This is a genomic window from Paenibacillus sp. FSL H8-0261 (assembly GCF_045040645.1).
Lineage (GTDB): Bacteria > Bacillota > Bacilli > Paenibacillales > Paenibacillaceae > Paenibacillus_AQ.
Genome location: NZ_CP150297.1, coordinates 6,199,446 through 6,218,047, shown reverse-complemented (window position 1 = coordinate 6,218,047; position 18,602 = coordinate 6,199,446). Strand labels below are relative to the sequence as shown.

At 45.4% G+C, this 18,602-nt stretch carries 15 protein-coding genes, 14 tRNA genes and 4 rRNA genes; 29 read left to right on the top strand and 4 right to left on the bottom strand.

Annotation, left to right across the window (positions count from 1 at the left end):
• Positions 1-208: 208 nt before the first annotated feature.
• From rplM to MHI27_RS27740, 6 genes are all read left to right on the top strand, one after another.
• A complete protein-coding gene (gene rplM, locus MHI27_RS27765) occupies positions 209-646 on the top strand; it encodes a 50S ribosomal protein L13 (RefSeq protein WP_036680589.1) in 438 nt (145 codons plus the stop codon).
• 20 nt (positions 647-666) lie between these two features.
• A complete protein-coding gene (gene rpsI, locus MHI27_RS27760; protein WP_025706574.1) occupies positions 667-1,059 on the top strand; it encodes a 30S ribosomal protein S9 in 393 nt (130 codons plus the stop codon).
• 235 nt (positions 1,060-1,294) lie between these two features.
• A complete protein-coding gene (locus MHI27_RS27755; RefSeq protein ID WP_042192155.1) occupies positions 1,295-1,987 on the top strand; it encodes a phosphoadenylyl-sulfate reductase in 693 nt (230 codons plus the stop codon).
• A gap of 37 nt (positions 1,988-2,024) precedes the next feature.
• On the top strand, positions 2,025-3,194 hold the full coding sequence (gene sat, locus MHI27_RS27750; protein ID WP_042192153.1) for a sulfate adenylyltransferase: 1,170 nt from the start codon (positions 2,025-2,027) through the stop codon (positions 3,192-3,194).
• A gap of 78 nt (positions 3,195-3,272) precedes the next feature.
• On the top strand, positions 3,273-4,013 hold the full coding sequence (gene cwlD, locus MHI27_RS27745) for an N-acetylmuramoyl-L-alanine amidase CwlD (RefSeq protein ID WP_042192151.1): 741 nt from the start codon (positions 3,273-3,275) through the stop codon (positions 4,011-4,013).
• An 89-nt stretch (positions 4,014-4,102) separates the two neighbouring features.
• Entirely contained in the window at positions 4,103-5,203 is a 1,101-nt protein-coding gene (locus MHI27_RS27740) for an Mrp/NBP35 family ATP-binding protein (RefSeq protein WP_076300967.1), read from the top strand.
• A 58-nt stretch (positions 5,204-5,261) separates the two neighbouring features.
• Here the strand turns inward: MHI27_RS27740 and gerD are convergent, their stop codons facing one another.
• Entirely contained in the window at positions 5,262-5,945 is a 684-nt protein-coding gene (gerD, locus tag MHI27_RS27735) for a spore germination lipoprotein GerD (RefSeq protein WP_405175105.1), read from the bottom strand.
• Between the two features lie 129 nt (positions 5,946-6,074).
• Here gerD and MHI27_RS27730 point away from each other — a divergent pair, with 129 nt between their 5' ends.
• On the top strand, positions 6,075-6,665 hold the full coding sequence (locus MHI27_RS27730) for a KinB-signaling pathway activation protein (protein WP_042132517.1): 591 nt from the start codon (positions 6,075-6,077) through the stop codon (positions 6,663-6,665).
• 280 nt (positions 6,666-6,945) lie between these two features.
• Positions 6,946-7,767: a PPK2 family polyphosphate kinase gene (locus MHI27_RS27725; RefSeq protein ID WP_042192144.1), complete on the top strand. Its 822-nt coding sequence runs from the start codon at positions 6,946-6,948 to the stop codon at positions 7,765-7,767.
• Positions 7,768-7,817: 50 nt separating this feature from the next.
• Here MHI27_RS27725 and pdaB read toward each other — a convergent pair whose 3' ends face one another.
• Positions 7,818-8,621 (bottom strand): polysaccharide deacetylase family sporulation protein PdaB, encoded by an 804-nt coding sequence (gene pdaB, locus MHI27_RS27720; RefSeq protein ID WP_405175104.1) that lies wholly within the window; start codon positions 8,619-8,621, stop codon positions 7,818-7,820.
• A 108-nt stretch (positions 8,622-8,729) separates the two neighbouring features.
• Between pdaB and MHI27_RS27715 the strand changes: the two genes are divergently transcribed.
• The 20 genes from MHI27_RS27715 (at position 8,730) to MHI27_RS27620 (ending at position 16,587) form a co-directional block, all read left to right on the top strand.
• Entirely contained in the window at positions 8,730-9,341 is a 612-nt protein-coding gene (locus MHI27_RS27715; RefSeq protein WP_405175103.1) for a stage II sporulation protein M, read from the top strand.
• 252 nt (positions 9,342-9,593) lie between these two features.
• Positions 9,594-9,824, top strand: coding sequence for a hypothetical protein (locus MHI27_RS27710; protein ID WP_036680631.1), 231 nt, complete (start codon positions 9,594-9,596; stop codon positions 9,822-9,824).
• A 358-nt stretch (positions 9,825-10,182) separates the two neighbouring features.
• A 16S ribosomal RNA gene (locus MHI27_RS27705) occupies positions 10,183-11,740 on the top strand.
• Between the two features lie 124 nt (positions 11,741-11,864).
• Positions 11,865-11,981 (top strand): 5S ribosomal RNA (gene rrf / locus MHI27_RS27700).
• Positions 11,982-12,026: 45 nt separating this feature from the next.
• Positions 12,027-12,103 (top strand) — tRNA-Ile (locus tag MHI27_RS27695).
• Between the two features lie 20 nt (positions 12,104-12,123).
• Positions 12,124-12,199: transfer RNA gene (locus tag MHI27_RS27690), tRNA-Ala, on the top strand.
• Positions 12,200-12,369: 170 nt separating this feature from the next.
• A 23S ribosomal RNA gene (locus MHI27_RS27685) occupies positions 12,370-15,298 on the top strand.
• A gap of 73 nt (positions 15,299-15,371) precedes the next feature.
• Positions 15,372-15,488, top strand: a 5S ribosomal RNA gene (gene rrf / locus MHI27_RS27680).
• Together the 16S, 23S and 5S rRNA genes with 14 tRNA genes alongside form the textbook arrangement of a ribosomal RNA operon.
• Before the next feature lie 6 nt (positions 15,489-15,494).
• Positions 15,495-15,570, top strand: a tRNA-Asn gene (locus MHI27_RS27675).
• A gap of 1 nt (position 15,571) precedes the next feature.
• Positions 15,572-15,647: transfer RNA gene (locus tag MHI27_RS27670), tRNA-Thr, on the top strand.
• A gap of 11 nt (positions 15,648-15,658) precedes the next feature.
• Positions 15,659-15,733: transfer RNA gene (locus MHI27_RS27665), tRNA-Glu, on the top strand.
• 40 nt (positions 15,734-15,773) lie between these two features.
• Positions 15,774-15,849, top strand: a tRNA-Val gene (locus MHI27_RS27660).
• Positions 15,850-15,892: 43 nt separating this feature from the next.
• Positions 15,893-15,967: transfer RNA gene (locus MHI27_RS27655), tRNA-Gln, on the top strand.
• Between the two features lie 5 nt (positions 15,968-15,972).
• Positions 15,973-16,045: transfer RNA gene (locus MHI27_RS27650), tRNA-Lys, on the top strand.
• Between the two features lie 15 nt (positions 16,046-16,060).
• Positions 16,061-16,144, top strand: a tRNA-Leu gene (locus tag MHI27_RS27645).
• Positions 16,145-16,150: 6 nt separating this feature from the next.
• Positions 16,151-16,225 (top strand) — tRNA-Gly (locus tag MHI27_RS27640).
• A gap of 8 nt (positions 16,226-16,233) precedes the next feature.
• Positions 16,234-16,310 (top strand) — tRNA-Arg (locus MHI27_RS27635).
• Positions 16,311-16,340: 30 nt separating this feature from the next.
• Positions 16,341-16,414 (top strand) — tRNA-Pro (locus MHI27_RS27630).
• A gap of 11 nt (positions 16,415-16,425) precedes the next feature.
• Positions 16,426-16,499: transfer RNA gene (locus MHI27_RS27625), tRNA-Gly, on the top strand.
• 14 nt (positions 16,500-16,513) lie between these two features.
• Positions 16,514-16,587 (top strand) — tRNA-Pro (locus MHI27_RS27620).
• 101 nt (positions 16,588-16,688) lie between these two features.
• On the opposite strand, the gene MHI27_RS27615 is transcribed toward MHI27_RS27620, so the two are convergent.
• Entirely contained in the window at positions 16,689-17,102 is a 414-nt protein-coding gene (locus tag MHI27_RS27615; RefSeq protein ID WP_042194594.1) for an ImmA/IrrE family metallo-endopeptidase, read from the bottom strand.
• A gap of 31 nt (positions 17,103-17,133) precedes the next feature.
• On the bottom strand, positions 17,134-17,562 hold the full coding sequence (locus MHI27_RS27610) for a helix-turn-helix domain-containing protein (RefSeq protein ID WP_339267405.1): 429 nt from the start codon (positions 17,560-17,562) through the stop codon (positions 17,134-17,136).
• 287 nt (positions 17,563-17,849) lie between these two features.
• Here MHI27_RS27610 and MHI27_RS27605 point away from each other — a divergent pair, with 287 nt between their 5' ends.
• Positions 17,850-18,344, top strand: coding sequence for an ArpU family phage packaging/lysis transcriptional regulator (locus MHI27_RS27605; protein WP_405176810.1), 495 nt, complete (start codon positions 17,850-17,852; stop codon positions 18,342-18,344).
• Positions 18,345-18,602 lie beyond the last annotated feature (258 nt).

The window sequence follows — 18,602 nt, the reverse complement described above, 5'->3', positions numbered from 1 at the left end:
TGAATAATAGGCTGAATGTTTAAAAATCACTTGCACTTGTTATGTTTATACTGTAATATAAAAGTTGTGTTTTCTTGATGGCTATCCCACAGCCCCGATCAAGGAAATGCCAAAAAAATGCTTTGCTTAACTCACATAATTGTAATTCAATGAGAAACAAGATATACGAAACAGAAGATTTTCGTACGAGAACAAGGAGGAAACATTCATGCGTACCACCTATATGGCGAAGCCGAACGAAGTTGAACGCAATTGGCACATTATTGATGCCGAAGGCAAGACACTCGGTCGTTTGGCCAGCGAAGCCGCTGCTTTGATCCGTGGCAAACACAAACCGCAATTCACTCCACACGTTGATACAGGAGATTTCGTTATCGTAATCAACGCTGAGAAGATTCACTTGACCGGTAAGAAATTGCAAAACAAGAAATACTACCGTCACTCGATGCACCCAGGTGGCTTGAAAGTTACTAATGCTGAAACTTTGCTGAATACTAAACCAGAACGCGTAATTGAATTCGCTGTTCATGGTATGATTCCTAAGACTCGTCAAGGGGACCACATGAAGCTGAGATTGAAAGTATATGCAGGCGCCGAGCATCCACATGCAGCACAAAAACCTGAAGTTTACGAACTTCGCGGATAAGAATAGAGGAGGACAGTTTCATGGCACAAGTACAATACTATGGGACAGGTCGTCGTAAACATTCGGTAGCACGTGTTCGCCTTGTACCGGGTGAAGGACGCATTGTCATTAACAAACGTGAGATGGACGAATATTTCGGTGTGGAAACACTGAAAATGATCGTAAAACAACCTTTGAACCTGACTGAAACACTAGGCAACTACGATGTAATCGTTCTTGCACATGGTGGCGGCATTTCCGGTCAAGCTGGAGCAATTCGTCACGGTATCTCCCGTGCATTGCTTAAAGTTGACCCTGAATATCGCGGTGCGCTTAAGAAAGCCGGCTTCCTGACTCGTGACCCACGTATGAAGGAACGTAAGAAATACGGCTTGAAGGCTGCACGTCGTGCGCCTCAGTTCTCGAAACGTTAATATTTATCAAGAATTCAACCCTTGGCCTTTACGGTCGAGGGTTTTATTTTTTTTAGCAGCCCCTTTCGAACAAGAAATGGGCTTTTTTTGCATTCATTTACTAATTCTGAGGGTTGAAACTCATTGACTTCCTCAGTAAAAGTTATATACTATTTCATATAGAAATAGTTGGTTTTATTACTTCTTTTACCTCATTTATTCATACGATTAATATTTTGGATGGAGGAATACCTTAATGAACCTGCTCGAGAAAGAAGATTTGATCAGAATAAAGGCCGAAGAATTAGAGAGTGCTTCACCCGAGGATATTATCCGCTGGGCTGTAGAAACATTTCCTAACATTACTTTTGCCTGCAGCTTTGGTGCCGAAGATGTAGTGCTTGTTGATATGCTTCACAAAGTTAGTCCATCTACTGATGTCTTTTATCTCGATACAGATTATCATTTTAAGGAAACCTACGAAACCAGAGATTTGATGGCAGACAAATACGGATTAGAGTTTGTACGAGTGTCTCCGCAACTCACCACGCAGGAGCAAGCACTTCAATACGGTGATGCGTTATGGACGGTTGACCCAAATCAATGCTGTGGTATTCGTAAAGTTGAACCATTGACTCGTATATTATCTCAATATGAGGCATGGATTACTGGAATTCGTCGCGATCAAGCGCCTACCCGTGCAAATGCTAAAAAGGTCGAGTATGATTATAAATTTGGTTTAGTGAAGTTTAATCCTATTGCGGATTGGACGTCAGAAGATGTATGGAACTATATTCGTGAAAATGACGTAATCTATAACCCTCTACATGACCGTAACTATCCAAGTATCGGCTGTGAGCAATGTACACGTCAGGTTATGCCAGGTGAAGATCCGCGTGCTGGCCGTTGGTCTGGATCAGAGAAGACAGAGTGCGGATTGCACAAGTAAGACATATTCCTGTGGGAACATAGAAGGAGAGACTAAGATGACTTCAATACGTCCGCATGGCGGAGCTTTGGTAAACCGTGTAGTAGAGGGTACTGAAAGAGAAGAATTGCTAAATCTCGCACGTGACAGCAAGGCGATTGTCTTGAATACCTGGACTTTATCTGATTTGGATCTTATAGCTGTAGGTGCATTTTCGCCATTAACTGGCTTTTTAAATGAGCAAGACTATCATTCAGTAGTAAAAAGCATGCGTTTAGCAGATGGAACAGTGTGGAGCATTCCAATAACACTGGCTGTAGAAGATGATGTGGCTGCCAGTTTATCAATTGGGGATAAAGTTTCTTTAATCGGTGAAGACGATGGCGAGATTTACGGTTTATTGGATATTGAGAGTATTTATACTGTAGATCAAACGATTGAAGCACAAAATGTCTTCAAGACAACAGATCCTGAACATCCTGGTGTGAGTAAGCTGTTGGCTCGTCCTGCAACTTATGTTGGAGGGCCGATTACAGTCTTGAACCGCCCACAGCCAGAGAAGTTCGGTGAATTTTATTTTGATCCTGCGGATACGCGGAAGATATTTGCTGAAAAGGGCTGGAGAACGGTTGTAGGCTTCCAAACACGCAATCCGGTCCACCGAGCTCACGAGTACATTCAAAAGTGCGCTATGGAGGTTGTAGACGCTCTATTCCTAAATCCACTTGTTGGTGAGACGAAGTCAGATGATGTACCGGCAAATGTACGGATGAAGAGCTATCTGGCGCTTTTGGAGAACTATTATCCTGAGGATCGTACCTTCCTTGGTGTTTTTCCGGCGGCAATGCGTTATGCAGGCCCTAGAGAAGCAATTTTCCATGCAATGGTTCGTAAAAATTACGGCTGTACCCATTTCATCGTCGGTCGTGACCATGCTGGGGTAGGTGATTATTATGGCACTTATGAAGCACAGGAAATTTTCTCGAATTTTAGTGCTGAAGAACTTGATATTACTCCATTATTTTTTGAACATAGCTTCTTCTGTAAAAAATGCGGGAATATGGCATCCAGTAAAACTTGCCCTCATCCTAGTGATGATCACATGACATTGTCGGGTACGAAGGTACGTGCTTTGCTCCGTGATGGCCAATGTCCTCCGCCAGAATTTACACGGCCTGAGGTTGCGCAGATTCTGATTGAAGGTATGACACAAGAAGTTACAGCTTAATCATTAACAGCTAGTACTATTTGACCTTCTTGTCCCATATAGATGAGTATTATCTATCGGGACGAGGGGGTCTTTGTTATGTCTGGCCGAAAGCAGAGTAAAGTCTCGGTCTGGATTTCATGGAGCAGTATCAAAAAAAGTATGCTTGGCGTGATGCTGCTAGCTATAATGATTGGAATTATCGCGTATGACATGCCTACCGCTAAAACACTAAATTATTGGAGTCTGCCCTTGTCAGGAAAAGTTATTGCTCTCGATGCGGGGCATGGTGGAGCTGATGGAGGAGCGGTTAGCCGGGAAGGGCTAATTGAGAAAGATATTAATCTCGCGGTATCGCTTTATTTGCGTGATTATCTGCAGCAGGCAGGGGCTATTGTAGTAATGACTCGTGAAGGTGATTATGATTTGGCTCAGGAAGGTACTAAAGGCTATTCTAAGCGTAAGACAGAAGATCTTAAACAAAGAGTAAGAAGTATCGAAGAAAAAGGCGCAGACCTTTTTATAAGCGTTCACATGAACAGTGTCCCTTCCAATCGTTGGAGTGGAGCACAGACCTTTTACTACCCCAATCACAAGGATAATAAAGCTATAGCGGAGTTTGTGCAGAGTGAGCTGAAGACTACGCTGGAGAATACGGATCGTGTGGCTAAGACAGTGAATACTGTTTATCTGTTAAAAGCATTGAAAATACCAGCGGTACTTGTAGAAGTTGGCTTCTTATCACATCCTCAGGAATCTGCTCTACTTGGAAATGATGTCTATCAGCGTAAGGTTGCGACTAGCATTTATCGGGGGATTCTTCGGTACGCCTCAGAGTAGTCAGGACTACTCATGGGGAGACAGGTAATGCTATAATAGACAAAAACTCCGGAGAATTCTCAACCGGAAAGGAAACAGAGGTGCTTCCCATGCTGACTAAGGAACAAATTCAGGAAATACTGCAGCCATTAACAGACTCTGAAACTGGAAAAAGCCTTGTGGAACTACAGCTGATCCGTGACATTATGATTAAAGAAGACCGTATTTCTTTATCTATCATATGTCTGAATCCTGAAGAGCAAAGTCGCATGGATCTAGAACAACAGGTTCGTGAATTGCTTGAAGCGGGTGGGGTTTCTAATGTACATATCCGGCTTCGTGATGCAACCGATTATGAACGTGCTATACTTCGCGGAGAGAGCGTAGAGGATTTCGATGAACCTGGGAAACTTAAAGGACATGCTGCAGGCCTTGATGACCATGAATTAATTAGCGAGAGCTCTGGCGTGAACTTTATCGCTGTGGCCAGCGGCAAAGGTGGAGTTGGTAAGTCAACCGTAACGGTGAATTTGGCCGTAGCCCTTGCAAGAAAAGGGAAAAAAGTTGGTCTTATCGATGCTGATATTTATGGTTTCAGTATTCCCGATATGATGGGGATCGAAGAGGGACCAGTTGTAGAAGAGGGAACGATTATTCCTGTGGAACGTTTTGGAGTGAAGGTCATGTCTATGGGCTTCTTTATTCGTGAGAATAGTCCAGTTATTTGGCGGGGACCTATGCTGGGTAAAATGCTTCGCCAGTTCTTCAATGATGTTGGTTGGGGTGAACTTGATTATATGCTGCTTGATCTTCCCCCAGGTACTGGTGATGTGGCACTTGACGTGCATCAGATGCTACCTCACAGCAAAGAGATTATAGTTACGACACCTCACGCTACCGCAGCGTTTGTGGCGGCTAGAGCGGGCTCTATGGCTCTACAGACAGATCATGAGATTATTGGAGTCATTGAGAATATGGCTTATTATGAGTGCACTGACTGTGGTAAGAAAGATTATATCTTTGGCAGAGGCGGAGGAGCGAGGCTTGCCGAGACGCTTCATACGGAGCTGCTTGCACAAATACCGCTAGGTGCACCGGACAACCATATTTCCGAACCGGATTTCTCACCTTCTGTATACAAAGAAGAGACACCATCAGGACAATTATTTGCAGAAATTGCTGATAAACTTATTGCCAAATATGAGCACTAACTCTTGTGCATAAAAAAGAGGCCTTCCCACACGTATTAGTGGGATAAGGCCTTTTTTTTTAAGAACTTGAATCATCGCCGCTGCCGCCGCCACTGCCACTGCCACTGCTTTCCTGTTTGTCGCCACCTTCGCTACCCTTTTCTTTTTTCTCTTTTGGTTCAAGTTCTTCTTGTACGACTTTTTTAAGTAAATTCAATACTTCCATGCGAAATAATGGAGTTTGCATGGATTCCTGCATGGTCTTCATGGATTGTTTACGGTAATCAGGTGTTTTAGTGAGATTTAAAAACATTGTCATCATTTCTGGAGACTTCATAATTTCTTCGACTGATTTCTGATAAGTGGGATCCTTAATTAGCTGTAGGTGTAGTTCCTTGCTTTGTGATTGAATGGCTTTAGCAAAATCGCCCGCGAATTTGGGATCAGTCATTATCTTCTCGATTTCCTTCTGATATTCCGGTGCAGTGAGAGTATTTTTAACAGCGAGCTTGATCTCCTCTGTTGTTTGAAGTGGCATCATCTTCATGCTCATTCCACTGGTACCGCTAGAGCTGGAGCTTGATAATGATTCCTCAACCGCTTTTTTACCCTCATCGCTTTTCAATATATCTAAAACCATGGTCTTCGTTTCTTTATAACTGCCTTGTCCGGAAGAAGAACTGCTCTGCTCACTTCCGCAAGCCGTTAAGGCCATAACAAAGCTCAATGCCAAACCCACAGATCCGATAAATCTCCATTTCATTGGCGCTGCCCTCCTTTATAGGATTCTCTAGATGTATTATGCCGAATTAGATCACATTTATGTTGTGGGTGTAATGGTGTTTTGTCGGTATCCTTGGTAAAATAAATCTGACAAGAGGAGGTGAATTGGCTGAGTATAAAAAAATGGTTTCATTTATTTTGGACTACCCTCCTTATAGGAGCGGGTGGGGCTGTAATCGCTGGTCTGGCACTGCAATTCGTAAATGGTAAGATTGATTTCAAAAGTGTCGGGGATTTCTTTTTATACCCGCTGATTCTGCTTGGCTACGGTATGCTTGTAAGCGTTTATTCGCAACTTGGTTTTTTTGCCTATTTGATTTTGAATTATATGGGCAACGGCGTTTTTCCACAAAAGGTTTGGAAATACATACAACTAGTGCTTTCTGTGCTCGCATTGCTTGAACTGATTTTTTTGCGTACCGTCGTTGGTGGAGAAAGAAATGTTATGTCTGATCTAATATTAGGAATCGTTATTTTGCTAGCAGCTATTATTGTGTCTTATTTCAAAGTAAAAAGTACAAACATCTCAGCTTTGATTCCAACCCTCTTTTTTATGACAGCTATTTCAATTGTGGAAGTTATTGGCGTGCTCCGTATAGGTGTTGATAGTGCAACGGTGTTTATTGTTGTTCCGCTTATCGCTTGTAATGCATTCCAAATTTTGATGCTACACCGTATTCTGAAGCCGGCAGCCGGATAATGAATGGGGAAGGCACTAAACAAAGAACCCCGTGCTCTGATCTCAGAAGACGGGGTTTTTTGCTCTAACTGTATCTTAACGATTAAAATCTGATTGTAGAGGTTAATCTTAAAGAACGATACGCTCACAAAACTAAGCGTATGCTTTCGAAGTAAGTTTTGTACGAAGCGTTCCTATGATGTATATGCTTTACAAAACATAGTAGATGCTTCCGAAGCGAGTTTTGTACGAAGCTCCTCAATGATGCATATGCTTTACAAAACTTTTAGGAGGGGAATATATGGACATCAAGCGCTATATGATAAAAGACACAAAAGAAATCCGGCTTAACAAGCTGGATCCGGACGACACAGGTGTTTTTAAATCCAAAAAAGAAGTAGAAGCCAAAACAGAAGAGCTTAAAGCACGTTTGGCAGAGCTCCAGGATATTTTGTTTGCTCAGAAAAAGCATTCGTTGCTTGTTATTCTGCAAGGAATGGATTCCAGCGGTAAGGATGGCACGGTTAAGCATATTTTTTCAGGCATTAATCCACAAGGATTTATAGTGACCAGCTTCAAGAAACCATCTCTAGAGGAAGAGGCTCATGATTTTCTATGGAGGGTTCATCAGAAGACACCTCCTAAGGGATATATCTCTGCATTTAACCGCTCGCATTATGAAGATGTATTGGTACCACGGGTACACGGAGGGTTAAAAAAGGATGACTTGAAGCGTCGCTTTCGTTACATACGGCAGTTCGAGGAAATGCTGGTGGAAGAGGGGACGACAATTATCAAGCTTTTTCTGCATATTTCTAAAGAGAAGCAGCTGAAGAAGATTAAGGAACGGCTTGAAGATCCCAAAAAACATTGGAAATTCGATGCAAGTGATCTCCAGGAGCGGGAGTATTGGGATGATTACCAAGAAGCATATGAAGATGTTTTCAAGGAATCTAGCATAGATAAAGCACCCTGGTACTGGATACCCGCCAATCATCAATGGTACCGCAACTATTTGACCTTATCCATCGTTGTAAAGACACTGGAGAGTCTGGATCTGAGCTATCCGAAGCTGAATACCCCCACACCTGACATATCGGAACTCATTTCTCCACGTCATTAATCCTTTGGACAGATCAACATCCATTACGGCACCAGAGATTGAATATGTTTTTACAGCCCAGCTGCGTCCTCAATGGCATTACTCAGTGAAGCTGAGTCGCGTACTTCTTTACCTTCGGTGTTGCTTTGACTAATCAGCTCAGAGACGGTAACGAATTCATAACCTTGTCTGCGGAGCTCGTCGATAATGAGTGGAAGTGCTTCATGTGTTTGTTTACAGGAATCACTGGCATGTAGAAGGACGATATCACCTGGATGCGCTTTTGTCGTTACACGCTTCACGATATTGTCTACGCCGATGTTCTTCCAGTCCAGGGAGTCTGTATCCCATTGAATGACCTTGTAGCCGAGATCGCTGGCAACCTGAAGGACTCTTTTGTCAAAATCACCATTAGGCATACGAATCAAATTGGGTTCAGTGCCGGTTAATTCGGTAAGTACGGTGTGAGCCGTTGAGATCTGTGTACGAATTTCTTCGTTGCTAAGTGTGCTGTAATTGACGTGTTTATGACCATGACTTCCAATTTCAAAACCTGCATTCTTGATGTTAGCTACAATGTCTGGGTGAGTCTTACTCCATGGAGACGATAGGAAGAAGGTGGCTTTGTCCACTTTCTTGTCTTCAAGTACCTTCAAAATTGGTTCGGGTCTTTTCTCCCCCCAGCTAATATCGAAGGTCAGGGCAATCAGCTTCTTCTCTGTTGGTACACTGTAGATCGCGGAAGGTCCGGATTCAGAAAAAACGGTTATGTTTCCCCTCTCGACATAGACAACTCCAGCAGCAAGAAGCACAGCGGCGAAGATATAGATGAATCGTTTAATCTTTTTGCCGCTGAATACATAAAAAGAATTCATAATGACAGCGCTCCTCTCCCATGCGAAATGCTTGTTTGTTCTAAATGTATGCTCGTACCGCAAGGTTATGACCTAAGAAACAGAGATCACAATTTCAGGAGGGTATTTATGTTGTCGTTCTTCACGTTTATTAAAGATCTAAAAACGATCCGGAAGGCTTTATTGCTATCCTGTCTGCTCTTCGCATTAGGAGCGGTTATAGGGTGGGTAGCTACTAGCAGTCTGGAAAAACTATTGGTTCAGCAATTAGAGGGGCTCAGTGAAATCAGTGGCAACCTTAGAGATTCTTCTAATCCGCAATGGAGCTTCTTTGTATTTATATTTTTGAATAACAGCATCAAGGGTGTTCTTATCATATTTTTAGGAGCGTTGTTCGGTATACTGCCAGCCATATTCTTATTTATTAACGGAGCGGTTATCGGCTATCTGATTCATTTATCAGCACTCCAAGGACAGGATTTATTCGAACTAATAGTAAAAGGACTGCTGCCACATGGGATTATAGAGATTCCAGCAATCATTATTGCTTGTGCATTTGGGCTTCAGTTCGGCGGGAAAGTAGTTGCAAGTCTGTTTAGCTCATCCACTAAAAAAGTGAACAGAGGTGTTGAGTGGTCTTCGTTCATGCGTCAAACACTTACGGCATCTATTTGGACAATAATCCTGTTATTTGTTGCAGCCATCATTGAAAGCACAATAACTTTTTCTCTTTTATCATAAAACTTCCGAGAATGGAGCATAACAGTAAAGCTATTCATCCAAGGATTGCCTAAAGGTCAGAGATATATAATCGTGACGAAACCATAAAGGGAATTTTTAATAATTATGGTTATAAAAAGAGTACTCCGGTTAATCTAGTGTAAGAGGATCTTAAGGCAGCTTTCTCCATGAGATGGACTAACTAATTATGTACAAGGGGTTTTTGGTTTTAGTGAATGTGTTACTTGCAACTTCATGAAGGAGGCCAAGCATATGTTGGGAATGTTGTTCAACGAAAAAGAATGCAAGGAACTGGATTATGTTTTGCGGAAAGAACTTGATGAGATGCTGTTAGATTTGAGCGATCAGCGCTTGGACCAAAATATCAGGCATGCCATCGCCAATAGATATAAGACTGTATTTCGTATGTATGCTCGTTTTGCTCCTCAGAAAGAGCTTTCCAAGTATGCGTGGGGTGGACGTTCTTCTCAGTATAAACACTAAGGATAAGCGGTAAATGCAAGAGTCTTATATAAATTTAAGATTTTTTAATAAAATAGCTTGACTAAAAAGGAGTGCTCGTGATAAATTATATCTCGCGCTCCTTTTGCTTGTGTAAAAGGGAAGCGGAAGGCAAGAAAAGTTGAAAAAAACTTTTTCAAAAAAAAGACTTGCCAAACAACGAAACACTATGATATATTATAAAGGTCGCCGCTGACAAACAACGACGACGAAATGAGAGACATTGATCTTTGAAAACTGAACAACGAGTGAGTAGGAAATCACGAAAGTGAAATCCAAAATTAGAGAATTAATTTTCTCGTCAGATGTTTCAAAATGAGCATATCGCTCTTTTCAATACTAATTGGAGAGTTTGATCCTGGCTCAGGACGAACGCTGGCGGCGTGCCTAATACATGCAAGTCGAGCGGAGTTGTTTTGAAAGCTTGCTTTCAAAATGACTTAGCGGCGGACGGGTGAGTAACACGTAGGCAACCTGCCCCTTAGACTGGGATAACTACCGGAAACGGTAGCTAATACCGGATAATTTCTTTTTTCTCCTGAAGAAAGAATGAAAGACGGAGCAATCTGTCACTGAGGGATGGGCCTGCGGCGCATTAGCTAGTTGGTGGGGTAACGGCCCACCAAGGCGACGATGCGTAGCCGACCTGAGAGGGTGAACGGCCACACTGGGACTGAGACACGGCCCAGACTCCTACGGGAGGCAGCAGTAGGGAATCTTCCGCAATGGACGAAAGTCTGACGGAGCAACGCCGCGTGAGTGATGAAGGTTTTCGGATCGTAAAGCTCTGTTGCCAGGGAAGAACGTCCGGTAGAGTAACTGCTATCGGAGTGACGGTACCTGAGAAGAAAGCCCCGGCTAACTACGTGCCAGCAGCCGCGGTAATACGTAGGGGGCAAGCGTTGTCCGGAATTATTGGGCGTAAAGCGCGCGCAGGCGGTCATTTAAGTCTGGTGTTTAAACCTTGGGCTCAACCTGAGGTCGCACTGGAAACTGGGTGACTTGAGTACAGAAGAGGAAAGTGGAATTCCACGTGTAGCGGTGAAATGCGTAGATATGTGGAGGAACACCAGTGGCGAAGGCGACTTTCTGGGCTGTAACTGACGCTGAGGCGCGAAAGCGTGGGGAGCAAACAGGATTAGATACCCTGGTAGTCCACGCCGTAAACGATGAGTGCTAGGTGTTAGGGGTTTCGATACCCTTGGTGCCGAAGTTAACACAGTAAGCACTCCGCCTGGGGAGTACGGTCGCAAGACTGAAACTCAAAGGAATTGACGGGGACCCGCACAAGCAGTGGAGTATGTGGTTTAATTCGAAGCAACGCGAAGAACCTTACCAGGTCTTGACATCCCTCTGAATCCACTAGAGATAGTGGCGGCCTTCGGGACAGAGGAGACAGGTGGTGCATGGTTGTCGTCAGCTCGTGTCGTGAGATGTTGGGTTAAGTCCCGCAACGAGCGCAACCCTTAACTTTAGTTGCCAGCAGGTAAGGCTGGGCACTCTAGAGTGACTGCCGGTGACAAACCGGAGGAAGGTGGGGATGACGTCAAATCATCATGCCCCTTATGACCTGGGCTACACACGTACTACAATGGCCGGTACAACGGGAAGCGAAACCGCGAGGTGAAGCCAATCCCATCAAAGCCGGTCTCAGTTCGGATTGCAGGCTGCAACTCGCCTGCATGAAGTCGGAATTGCTAGTAATCGCGGATCAGCATGCCGCGGTGAATACGTTCCCGGGTCTTGTACACACCGCCCGTCACACCACGAGAGTTTACAACACCCGAAGTCGGTGGGGTAACCCGCAAGGGAGCCAGCCGCCGAAGGTGGGGTAGATGATTGGGGTGAAGTCGTAACAAGGTAGCCGTATCGGAAGGTGCGGCTGGATCACCTCCTTTCTATGGAGAATCGTCTTCTGCAATGAAGACATTCAAATCGGAAGCTAAGCTTCCACAATAGAACCTTCGGGTTCGAACACTCACTCGTGTTCAGTTTTGAAAGAGTAAGTCTCTTTCATATACGTTTGGTGGCGATAGCGGAGGGGTTCCACACGTACCCATCCCGAACACGACCGTTAAGCCCTCCAGCGCCGATGGTACTTGGACCGAAGGGTCCTGGGAGAGTAGGACGCCGCCAAGCGGACAACCATTCTTTGGTTGATTCACAATGTTATATATGTTATATGGGCTTTTAGCTCAGTTGGTTAGAGCGCACCTCTGATAAGGGTGAGGTCGGTGGTTCGAGTCCACCAAGGCCCACCATATAACTTTATATCTTTTATGGGGCCATAGCTCAGCTGGGAGAGCGCCTGCCTTGCAAGCAGGAGGTCAGCGGTTCGATCCCGCTTGGCTCCACCATAATTTTTAATTCAATACCTTCTTTAAACATTGATCCTTGAAAACTGGATACCGAAACGAATTTGCGTTTTAGAACATCTTTTAGCAACTTGTGCAAACAAGTAAATGTTATTAGTGAGATGATTCCAAAGAGAATGTCATTGTATGATATTTTCCTACGGAAAAATCAAGGTTAAGCTAATAAGAGCACACGGAGGATGCCTAGGCGCCAGGAGCCGACGAAGGACGTGGCGAACAACGAAACTGCCTCGGGGAGCTGTAAGCAAGCTTTGATCCGGGGGTGTCCGAATGGGGAAACCCAGCTGTGGTAATTCGCAGTTACTCATCTCTGAACACATAGGAGATGTAGAGGCAGACCAGGGGAACTGAAACATCTAAGTACCCTGAGGAAGAGAAAACAATAGTGATTCCGTCAGTAGCGGCGAGCGAACGCGGAACAGCCTAAACCTAAGAGCTTGCTCTTAGGGGTTGTGGGACGTCTCACATGGAGTTACAAAGGAATATGGTAGGTGAAGAGGTCTGGAAAGGCCCGCGATAGAGGTAAAAGCCCTGTAGCCTAAACTGTGTTCTCTCCGAGACGGATCCCGAGTAGTGCGGGGCACGTGAAACCCCGTATGAATCCAGCAGGACCATCTGCTAAGGCTAAATACTACCTGGCGACCGATAGTGAAACAGTACCGTGAGGGAAAGGTGAAAAGCACCCCGGAAGGGGAGTGAAATAGAACCTGAAACCGTGTGCTTACAAAAAGTCAGAGCCCTATTAATGGGTGATGGCGTGCCTTTTGTAGAATGAACCGGCGAGTTACGTTTAACATGCAAGGTTAAGTCGAGAAGACGGAGCCGCAGCGAAAGCGAGTCTGAATAGGGCGATTTAGTATGTGGACGTAGACCCGAAACCGTGTGATCTACCCCTGTCCAGGGTGAAGGTGCGGTAACACGCACTGGAGGCCCGAACCCACGCATGTTGAAAAATGCGGGGATGAGGTGGGGGTAGCGGAGAAATTCCAATCGAACTCGGAGATAGCTGGTTCTCCCCGAAATAGCTTTAGGGCTAGCCTCGGTATAAGAGTAGTGGAGGTAGAGCACTGATTGGGTGCGGGGTCCGCAAGGATTACCAAGCTCAGTCAAACTCCGAATGCCATATACTTATTGCCGGGAGTCAGACAGTGAGTGCTAAGATCCATTGTCAAAAGGGAAACAGCCCAGACCATCAGCTAAGGTCCCCAAGTGTGTGTTAAGTGGGAAAGGATGTGGAGTTGCACAGACAACCAGGATGTTGGCTTAGAAGCAGCCACCATTGAAAGAGTGCGTAATAGCTCACTGGTCGAGTGACTCTGCGCCGAAAATGTAACGGGGCTAAACACACCACCGAAGCTATGGCTAGATACGTATGTATCTGGGGTAGGGGAGCGTTGTATGTGGGTTGAAGGTGTACCGTAAGGAGCGCTGGACAGCATACAAGTGAGAATGCCGGTATGAGTAACGAAAAGATCAGTGAGAATCTGATCCGCCGAAAGCCCAAGGTTTCCTGAGGAAGGCTCGTCCGCTCAGGGTAAGTCGGGACCTAAGGCGAGGCCGAAAGGCGTAGTCGAAGGACAACAGTTTGAAATTACTGTACCACCGTAATCCGCTATGAGCGATGGGGTGACGCAGGAGGGTAGTGACGCGGACTGATGGATATGTCCGTCTAAGCAGTGAGGCTGATGTGTAGGCAAATCCGCACATCATTAAGGCTGGGCTGTGATGGGGAGCGAAAATTGTAGTAGCGAAGGTCATGATCTCACACTGCCAAGAAAAGCCTCTAGCCAGGAGAAGGTGCCCGTACCGCAAACCGACACAGGTAGGCGAGAAGAGAATTCTAAGGCGCGCGGAAGAACTCTCGTTAAGGAACTCGGCAAAATGACCCCGTAACTTCGGGAGAAGGGGTGCCCCGGTAGTGTGAATAGCACGAGGGGGCCGCAGTGAAAAGGCCCAAGCGACTGTTTAGCAAAAACACAGGTCTGTGCGAAGCCGCAAGGCGAAGTATACGGGCTGACGCCTGCCCGGTGCTGGAAGGTTAAGGGGAGTGGTTAGGGGTAACCCGAAGCTATGAACCGAAGCCCCAGTAAACGGCGGCCGTAACTATAACGGTCCTAAGGTAGCGAAATTCCTTGTCAGGTAAATTCTGACCCGCACGAATGGCGTAACGACTTGGGCGCTGTCTCAACGAGAGATCCGGTGAAATTTTAATACCTGTGAAGATGCAGGTTACCCGCGACAAGACGGAAAGACCCCATGGAGCTTTACTGCAGCTTGATATTGAATTTGGGTACGATCTGTACAGGATAGGTGGGAGCCGTAGAAATCGGAGCGCAAGCTTCGGTGGAGGCGCCGTTGGGATACCACCCTGATCGTATCTAGGTTCTAACCTAGTACCCTAATCGGGTACGGGGACCGTGTCAGGCGGGCAGTTTGACTGGGGCGGTCGCCTCCTAAAGAGTAACGGAGGCGTTCCAAGGTTCCCTCAGAATGGTTGGAAATCATTCGAAGAGTGCAAAGGCATAAGGGAGCTTGACTGCGAGACCTACAAGTCGAGCAGGGACGAAAGTCGGACTTAGTGATCCGGTGGTACCGCATGGAAGGGCCATCGCTCAACGGATAAAAGCTACCCTGGGGATAACAGGCTTATCTCCCCCAAGAGTCCACATCGACGGGGAGGTTTGGCACCTCGATGTCGGCTCATCGCATCCTGGGGCTGAAGTAGGTCCCAAGGGTTGGGCTGTTCGCCCATTAAAGCGGTACGCGAGCTGGGTTCAGAACGTCGTGAGACAGTTCGGTCCCTATCTGTCGTGGGCGCAGGAAATTTGAGAGGAGCTGTCCTTAGTACGAGAGGACCGGGATGGACGTACCGCTGGTGCACCAGTTGTTTCGCCAGAAGCATGGCTGGGTAGCTACGTACGGACGGGATAAGCGCTGAAAGCATCTAAGCGTGAAGCCCCCCTCAAGATGAGATTTCCCAATTAGTAAGACCCCTTGAAGACGACGAGGTAGATAGGTTGGAGGTGGAAGTGCAGTAATGCATGGAGCTGACCAATACTAATCGGTCGAGGGCTTATCCTATACTTAAGACGCAAATTCAATTCGGATTCAGTTTTCAGGCATCAAGCCTGAGCATTTACGATGTAAATGCCCGTTTGGTGGCGATAGCGGAGGGGTTCCACGCGTACCCATCCCGAACACGACCGTTAAGCCCTCCAGCGCCGATGGTACTTGGACCGAAGGGTCCTGGGAGAGTAGGACGTTGCCAAGCGGATATTCCCTGATAGCTCAGTTGGTAGAGCACTCGACTGTTAATCGAGTTGTCACAGGTTCGAGTCCTGTTCGGGGAGCCATGCTCTCATAGCTCAGCAGGTAGAGTGCTTCCATGGTAAGGAAGAGGTCACCGGTTCGAATCCGGTTGAGAGCTCCACAGATTTGCAAGGCCCGTTGGTCAAGGGGTTAAGACACCTCCCTTTCACGGAGGTAACATGGGTTCGAATCCCATACGGGTCACCAACTTTTACTTGTACTTACCCTTAGAGGGTCCCATAGATATGGAGGCTTAGCTCAGCTGGGAGAGCATCTGCCTTACAAGCAGAGGGTCGGGGGTTCGATCCCCTCAGCCTCCACCATAATCTTCCTGAAAGATTATGGGCAACATAGAGGTACCATCAATGGGGATTAGCCAAGTGGTAAGGCAACGGACTTTGACTCCGTCACTCATAGGTTCGAATCCTATATCCCCAGCCAAGTGCGAGCCATTAGCTCAGTTGGTAGAGCACCTGACTTTTAATCAGGGTGTCGAAGGTTCGAGTCCTTCATGGCTCACTTTTATTATTACATGCGCGTGTGGCGGAATGGCAGACGCACCAGACTTAGGATCTGGCGTTTCACGACGTGGGGGTTCAAGTCCCTTCACGCGCACCACTTATTGCGGACGTGGCTCAGCGGTAGAGCATCGCCTTGCCAAGGCGAGGGTCGCGGGTTCGATTCCCGTCGTCCGCTCCATAATTTTTGCGCCCTTAGCTCAGCTGGATAGAGCGTTTGACTACGAATCAAAAGGCCGGGAGTTCGAATCTCTCAGGGCGCGCCATTTTTTTATTAAGCAATTATAATATTTTAACGGGATGTAGCTCAGCTTGGTAGAGCACCTGGTTTGGGACCAGGGGGTCGCATGTTCAAATCGTGTCATCCCGATTTTCACCTTTGCGGGTGTAGTTCAATGGTAGAACTTCAGCCTTCCAAGCTGATAGCGTGGGTTCGATTCCCATCACCCGCTCCATAATTTTATAGTAACGGGATGTAGCTCAGCTTGGTAGAGCACCTGGTTTGGGACCAGGGGGTCGCATGTTCAAATCGTGTCATCCCGATACTCAGCTTAATTGCTCTTAGAAAGCTCTTACTTCGGTAAGAGCTTTTTTTGTTATGTATAGAATTAAAACACGCATAAATTCATATAACATATGTTCTATCATTCTTCCAAAAGAAACTGTACTTCTGGCGGAATGCCAATCCGTAGATAATAGCTTTTACAGGATTCTTCTTGCTCAGGATTACTGCCTGTGGATAGTAGCTTTACAGCAAAGACATTAGCTTGACGTTCAAGCTTCCCAGGAGAGAAGTAGGAGCTTTCCTCTAGAAAAAAGCGATTAATCCCCTTATGAAGACGATCATGTCCTAATTCATGCGCACAAACGAAGCGCTGCCACTCAACTGGCAACTCATTATGAATGACGATAAATCTTCTTCTTAGTTTTCGGTAATATAATCCCTTTGTGCCTGTCCCAAGGTTCATGAAGCGAATATGAATACCTAGCGCTGAGGCCAGCTCGAACGGACAGTTGGTTTTATATTTTTTAATCAGATTATTGATCAGTTCATCCATATTCTTCACCTGCAGCATGTTAGTGTAGTTATTAAGTGTTGTTGGATTTCTTTCTCTTGTTCATCTGTTTGGCTTCCCAGAATAAGCCGGTCAGTACATCTTTTATCCTCTGTTTGTCATCCTTGTCTAGTGGAATCCCATCAAACATCAGCTCTCCATCATCCTCCAGCATTTTACGGAAGTCACGTTTATCCTTGCTTGTAGCCCACTCTGGGACAATCTCTTCGGTTGGAAGAGTCTGTTCCTGCAAATACCCCGCTTGATCCATTAGCTCCTCGTACGGGACTCCTGTAGCCTCTGCTATTTTGCGTAATGTAGTTGGCTTAGGAACTCCTCTTAGACCATTTTCAATCCGTGAAATCTGTGATCCGCTAATACCTGCTGCTGCTGCCAATTGATTAATAGTGAGTCCCTTAGTTTCGCGAAGTTGCTTCATATAATCCCCAAAATCCTGTTTCATCTCAACCACTCCTTATAGACTGAAGCTTATGTAATTAATATAAGCCATTTTTGCCAATTGGCAAACAACAAAGCGTATATTATTGCCAAAAGGCAAGATAATGGAGGGAAAGCTATTCTTTTTCGCCCAAAACAGACTCAAACGGGGTTTTACGAGATTGGTAGAGAAGTGGTATATTATAGAAAAATACGAACAGAATACGAACACTTTTATATTTTAGCACATTGCTTAGGAAACTTCCGCAATTTAATCTCATTCTGTTAAAACCTAAAGGAGTGCATAAAATGATGAACTTATCTGCTTTACCAGAGTTGGACCGTCGCCGAACCCAGGTCGCTATAGAGAGCATGTTAGAGAAATACCGTATTTTTAAGACCGTTACATTTGAGGCTAAGGAAGCCAGTACTACTTATTCGTATACAGAAAGATTTCATGGTCCTACGAATACTGTTACTGATCAGACTGCTGCGATAGCTTCTTATAATGTGGATATACCGGCTGCCAGAAGGGCTTTTTGCTCGGTGATAGACTCTGTGGTAGAAAGACTCGATACGAGGGAACAGCAATTAGTAAGAGAGCGTTATATGAAAAGAGACGAAACGTACGATTATACGATTTACAATCATGTGTTTGATCCACCGGTAAGTAAGGATACTTACGTGAAGATACGCTCGAAGGCTTTTTATAAGATGGCTTTGGCTTTAACGGATCTCGGTCTACTGTCCCTTAACACTTTAATAACAGCACCTAGAGTGAAGAAAGAGAAGATTAGTATTACTTAAGAGATATAGACGGTTACTAAAGACTGTGTCGTCCGAGCGGATGATGCGGTCTTTTTTTTATGATTTTATATTCCTCCGAAAAACCGCTCTATACCATCCCAAAGCTAGCTTAAACCTCGTCGGTATACCCTCTCTGCAAGGCAAATAGGGGTGTATATTTATAACATGGCAAATGAAGCAAAAAGAACACCGCAAGAGCATGAATGCTCTGCTAATAGTTCAACCCTAGTGGTGATGAGAACAAATCTAGCGGTGAAA

Coding starts and splice junctions, on each gene's coding strand:
- rplM (WP_036680589.1), top strand. CDS start 209: ATGCGTACCACCTATATGGCGAAGCCGAACGAAGTTGAACGCAATTGG.
- rpsI (WP_025706574.1), top strand. CDS start 667: ATGGCACAAGTACAATACTATGGGACAGGTCGTCGTAAACATTCGGTA.
- MHI27_RS27755 (WP_042192155.1), top strand. CDS start 1,295: ATGAACCTGCTCGAGAAAGAAGATTTGATCAGAATAAAGGCCGAAGAA.
- sat (WP_042192153.1), top strand. CDS start 2,025: ATGACTTCAATACGTCCGCATGGCGGAGCTTTGGTAAACCGTGTAGTA.
- cwlD (WP_042192151.1), top strand. CDS start 3,273: ATGTCTGGCCGAAAGCAGAGTAAAGTCTCGGTCTGGATTTCATGGAGC.
- MHI27_RS27740 (WP_076300967.1), top strand. CDS start 4,103: ATGCTGACTAAGGAACAAATTCAGGAAATACTGCAGCCATTAACAGAC.
- gerD (WP_405175105.1), bottom strand. CDS start 5,945: ATGAAATGGAGATTTATCGGATCTGTGGGTTTGGCATTGAGCTTTGTT.
- MHI27_RS27725 (WP_042192144.1), top strand. CDS start 6,946: ATGGACATCAAGCGCTATATGATAAAAGACACAAAAGAAATCCGGCTT.
- pdaB (WP_405175104.1), bottom strand. CDS start 8,621: ATGAATTCTTTTTATGTATTCAGCGGCAAAAAGATTAAACGATTCATC.
- MHI27_RS27715 (WP_405175103.1), top strand. CDS start 8,730: ATGTTGTCGTTCTTCACGTTTATTAAAGATCTAAAAACGATCCGGAAG.
- MHI27_RS27710 (WP_036680631.1), top strand. CDS start 9,594: ATGTTGGGAATGTTGTTCAACGAAAAAGAATGCAAGGAACTGGATTAT.
- MHI27_RS27615 (WP_042194594.1), bottom strand. CDS start 17,102: ATGGATGAACTGATCAATAATCTGATTAAAAAATATAAAACCAACTGT.
- MHI27_RS27610 (WP_339267405.1), bottom strand. CDS start 17,562: ATGAAACAGGATTTTGGGGATTATATGAAGCAACTTCGCGAAACTAAG.
- MHI27_RS27605 (WP_405176810.1), top strand. CDS start 17,850: ATGAACTTATCTGCTTTACCAGAGTTGGACCGTCGCCGAACCCAGGTC.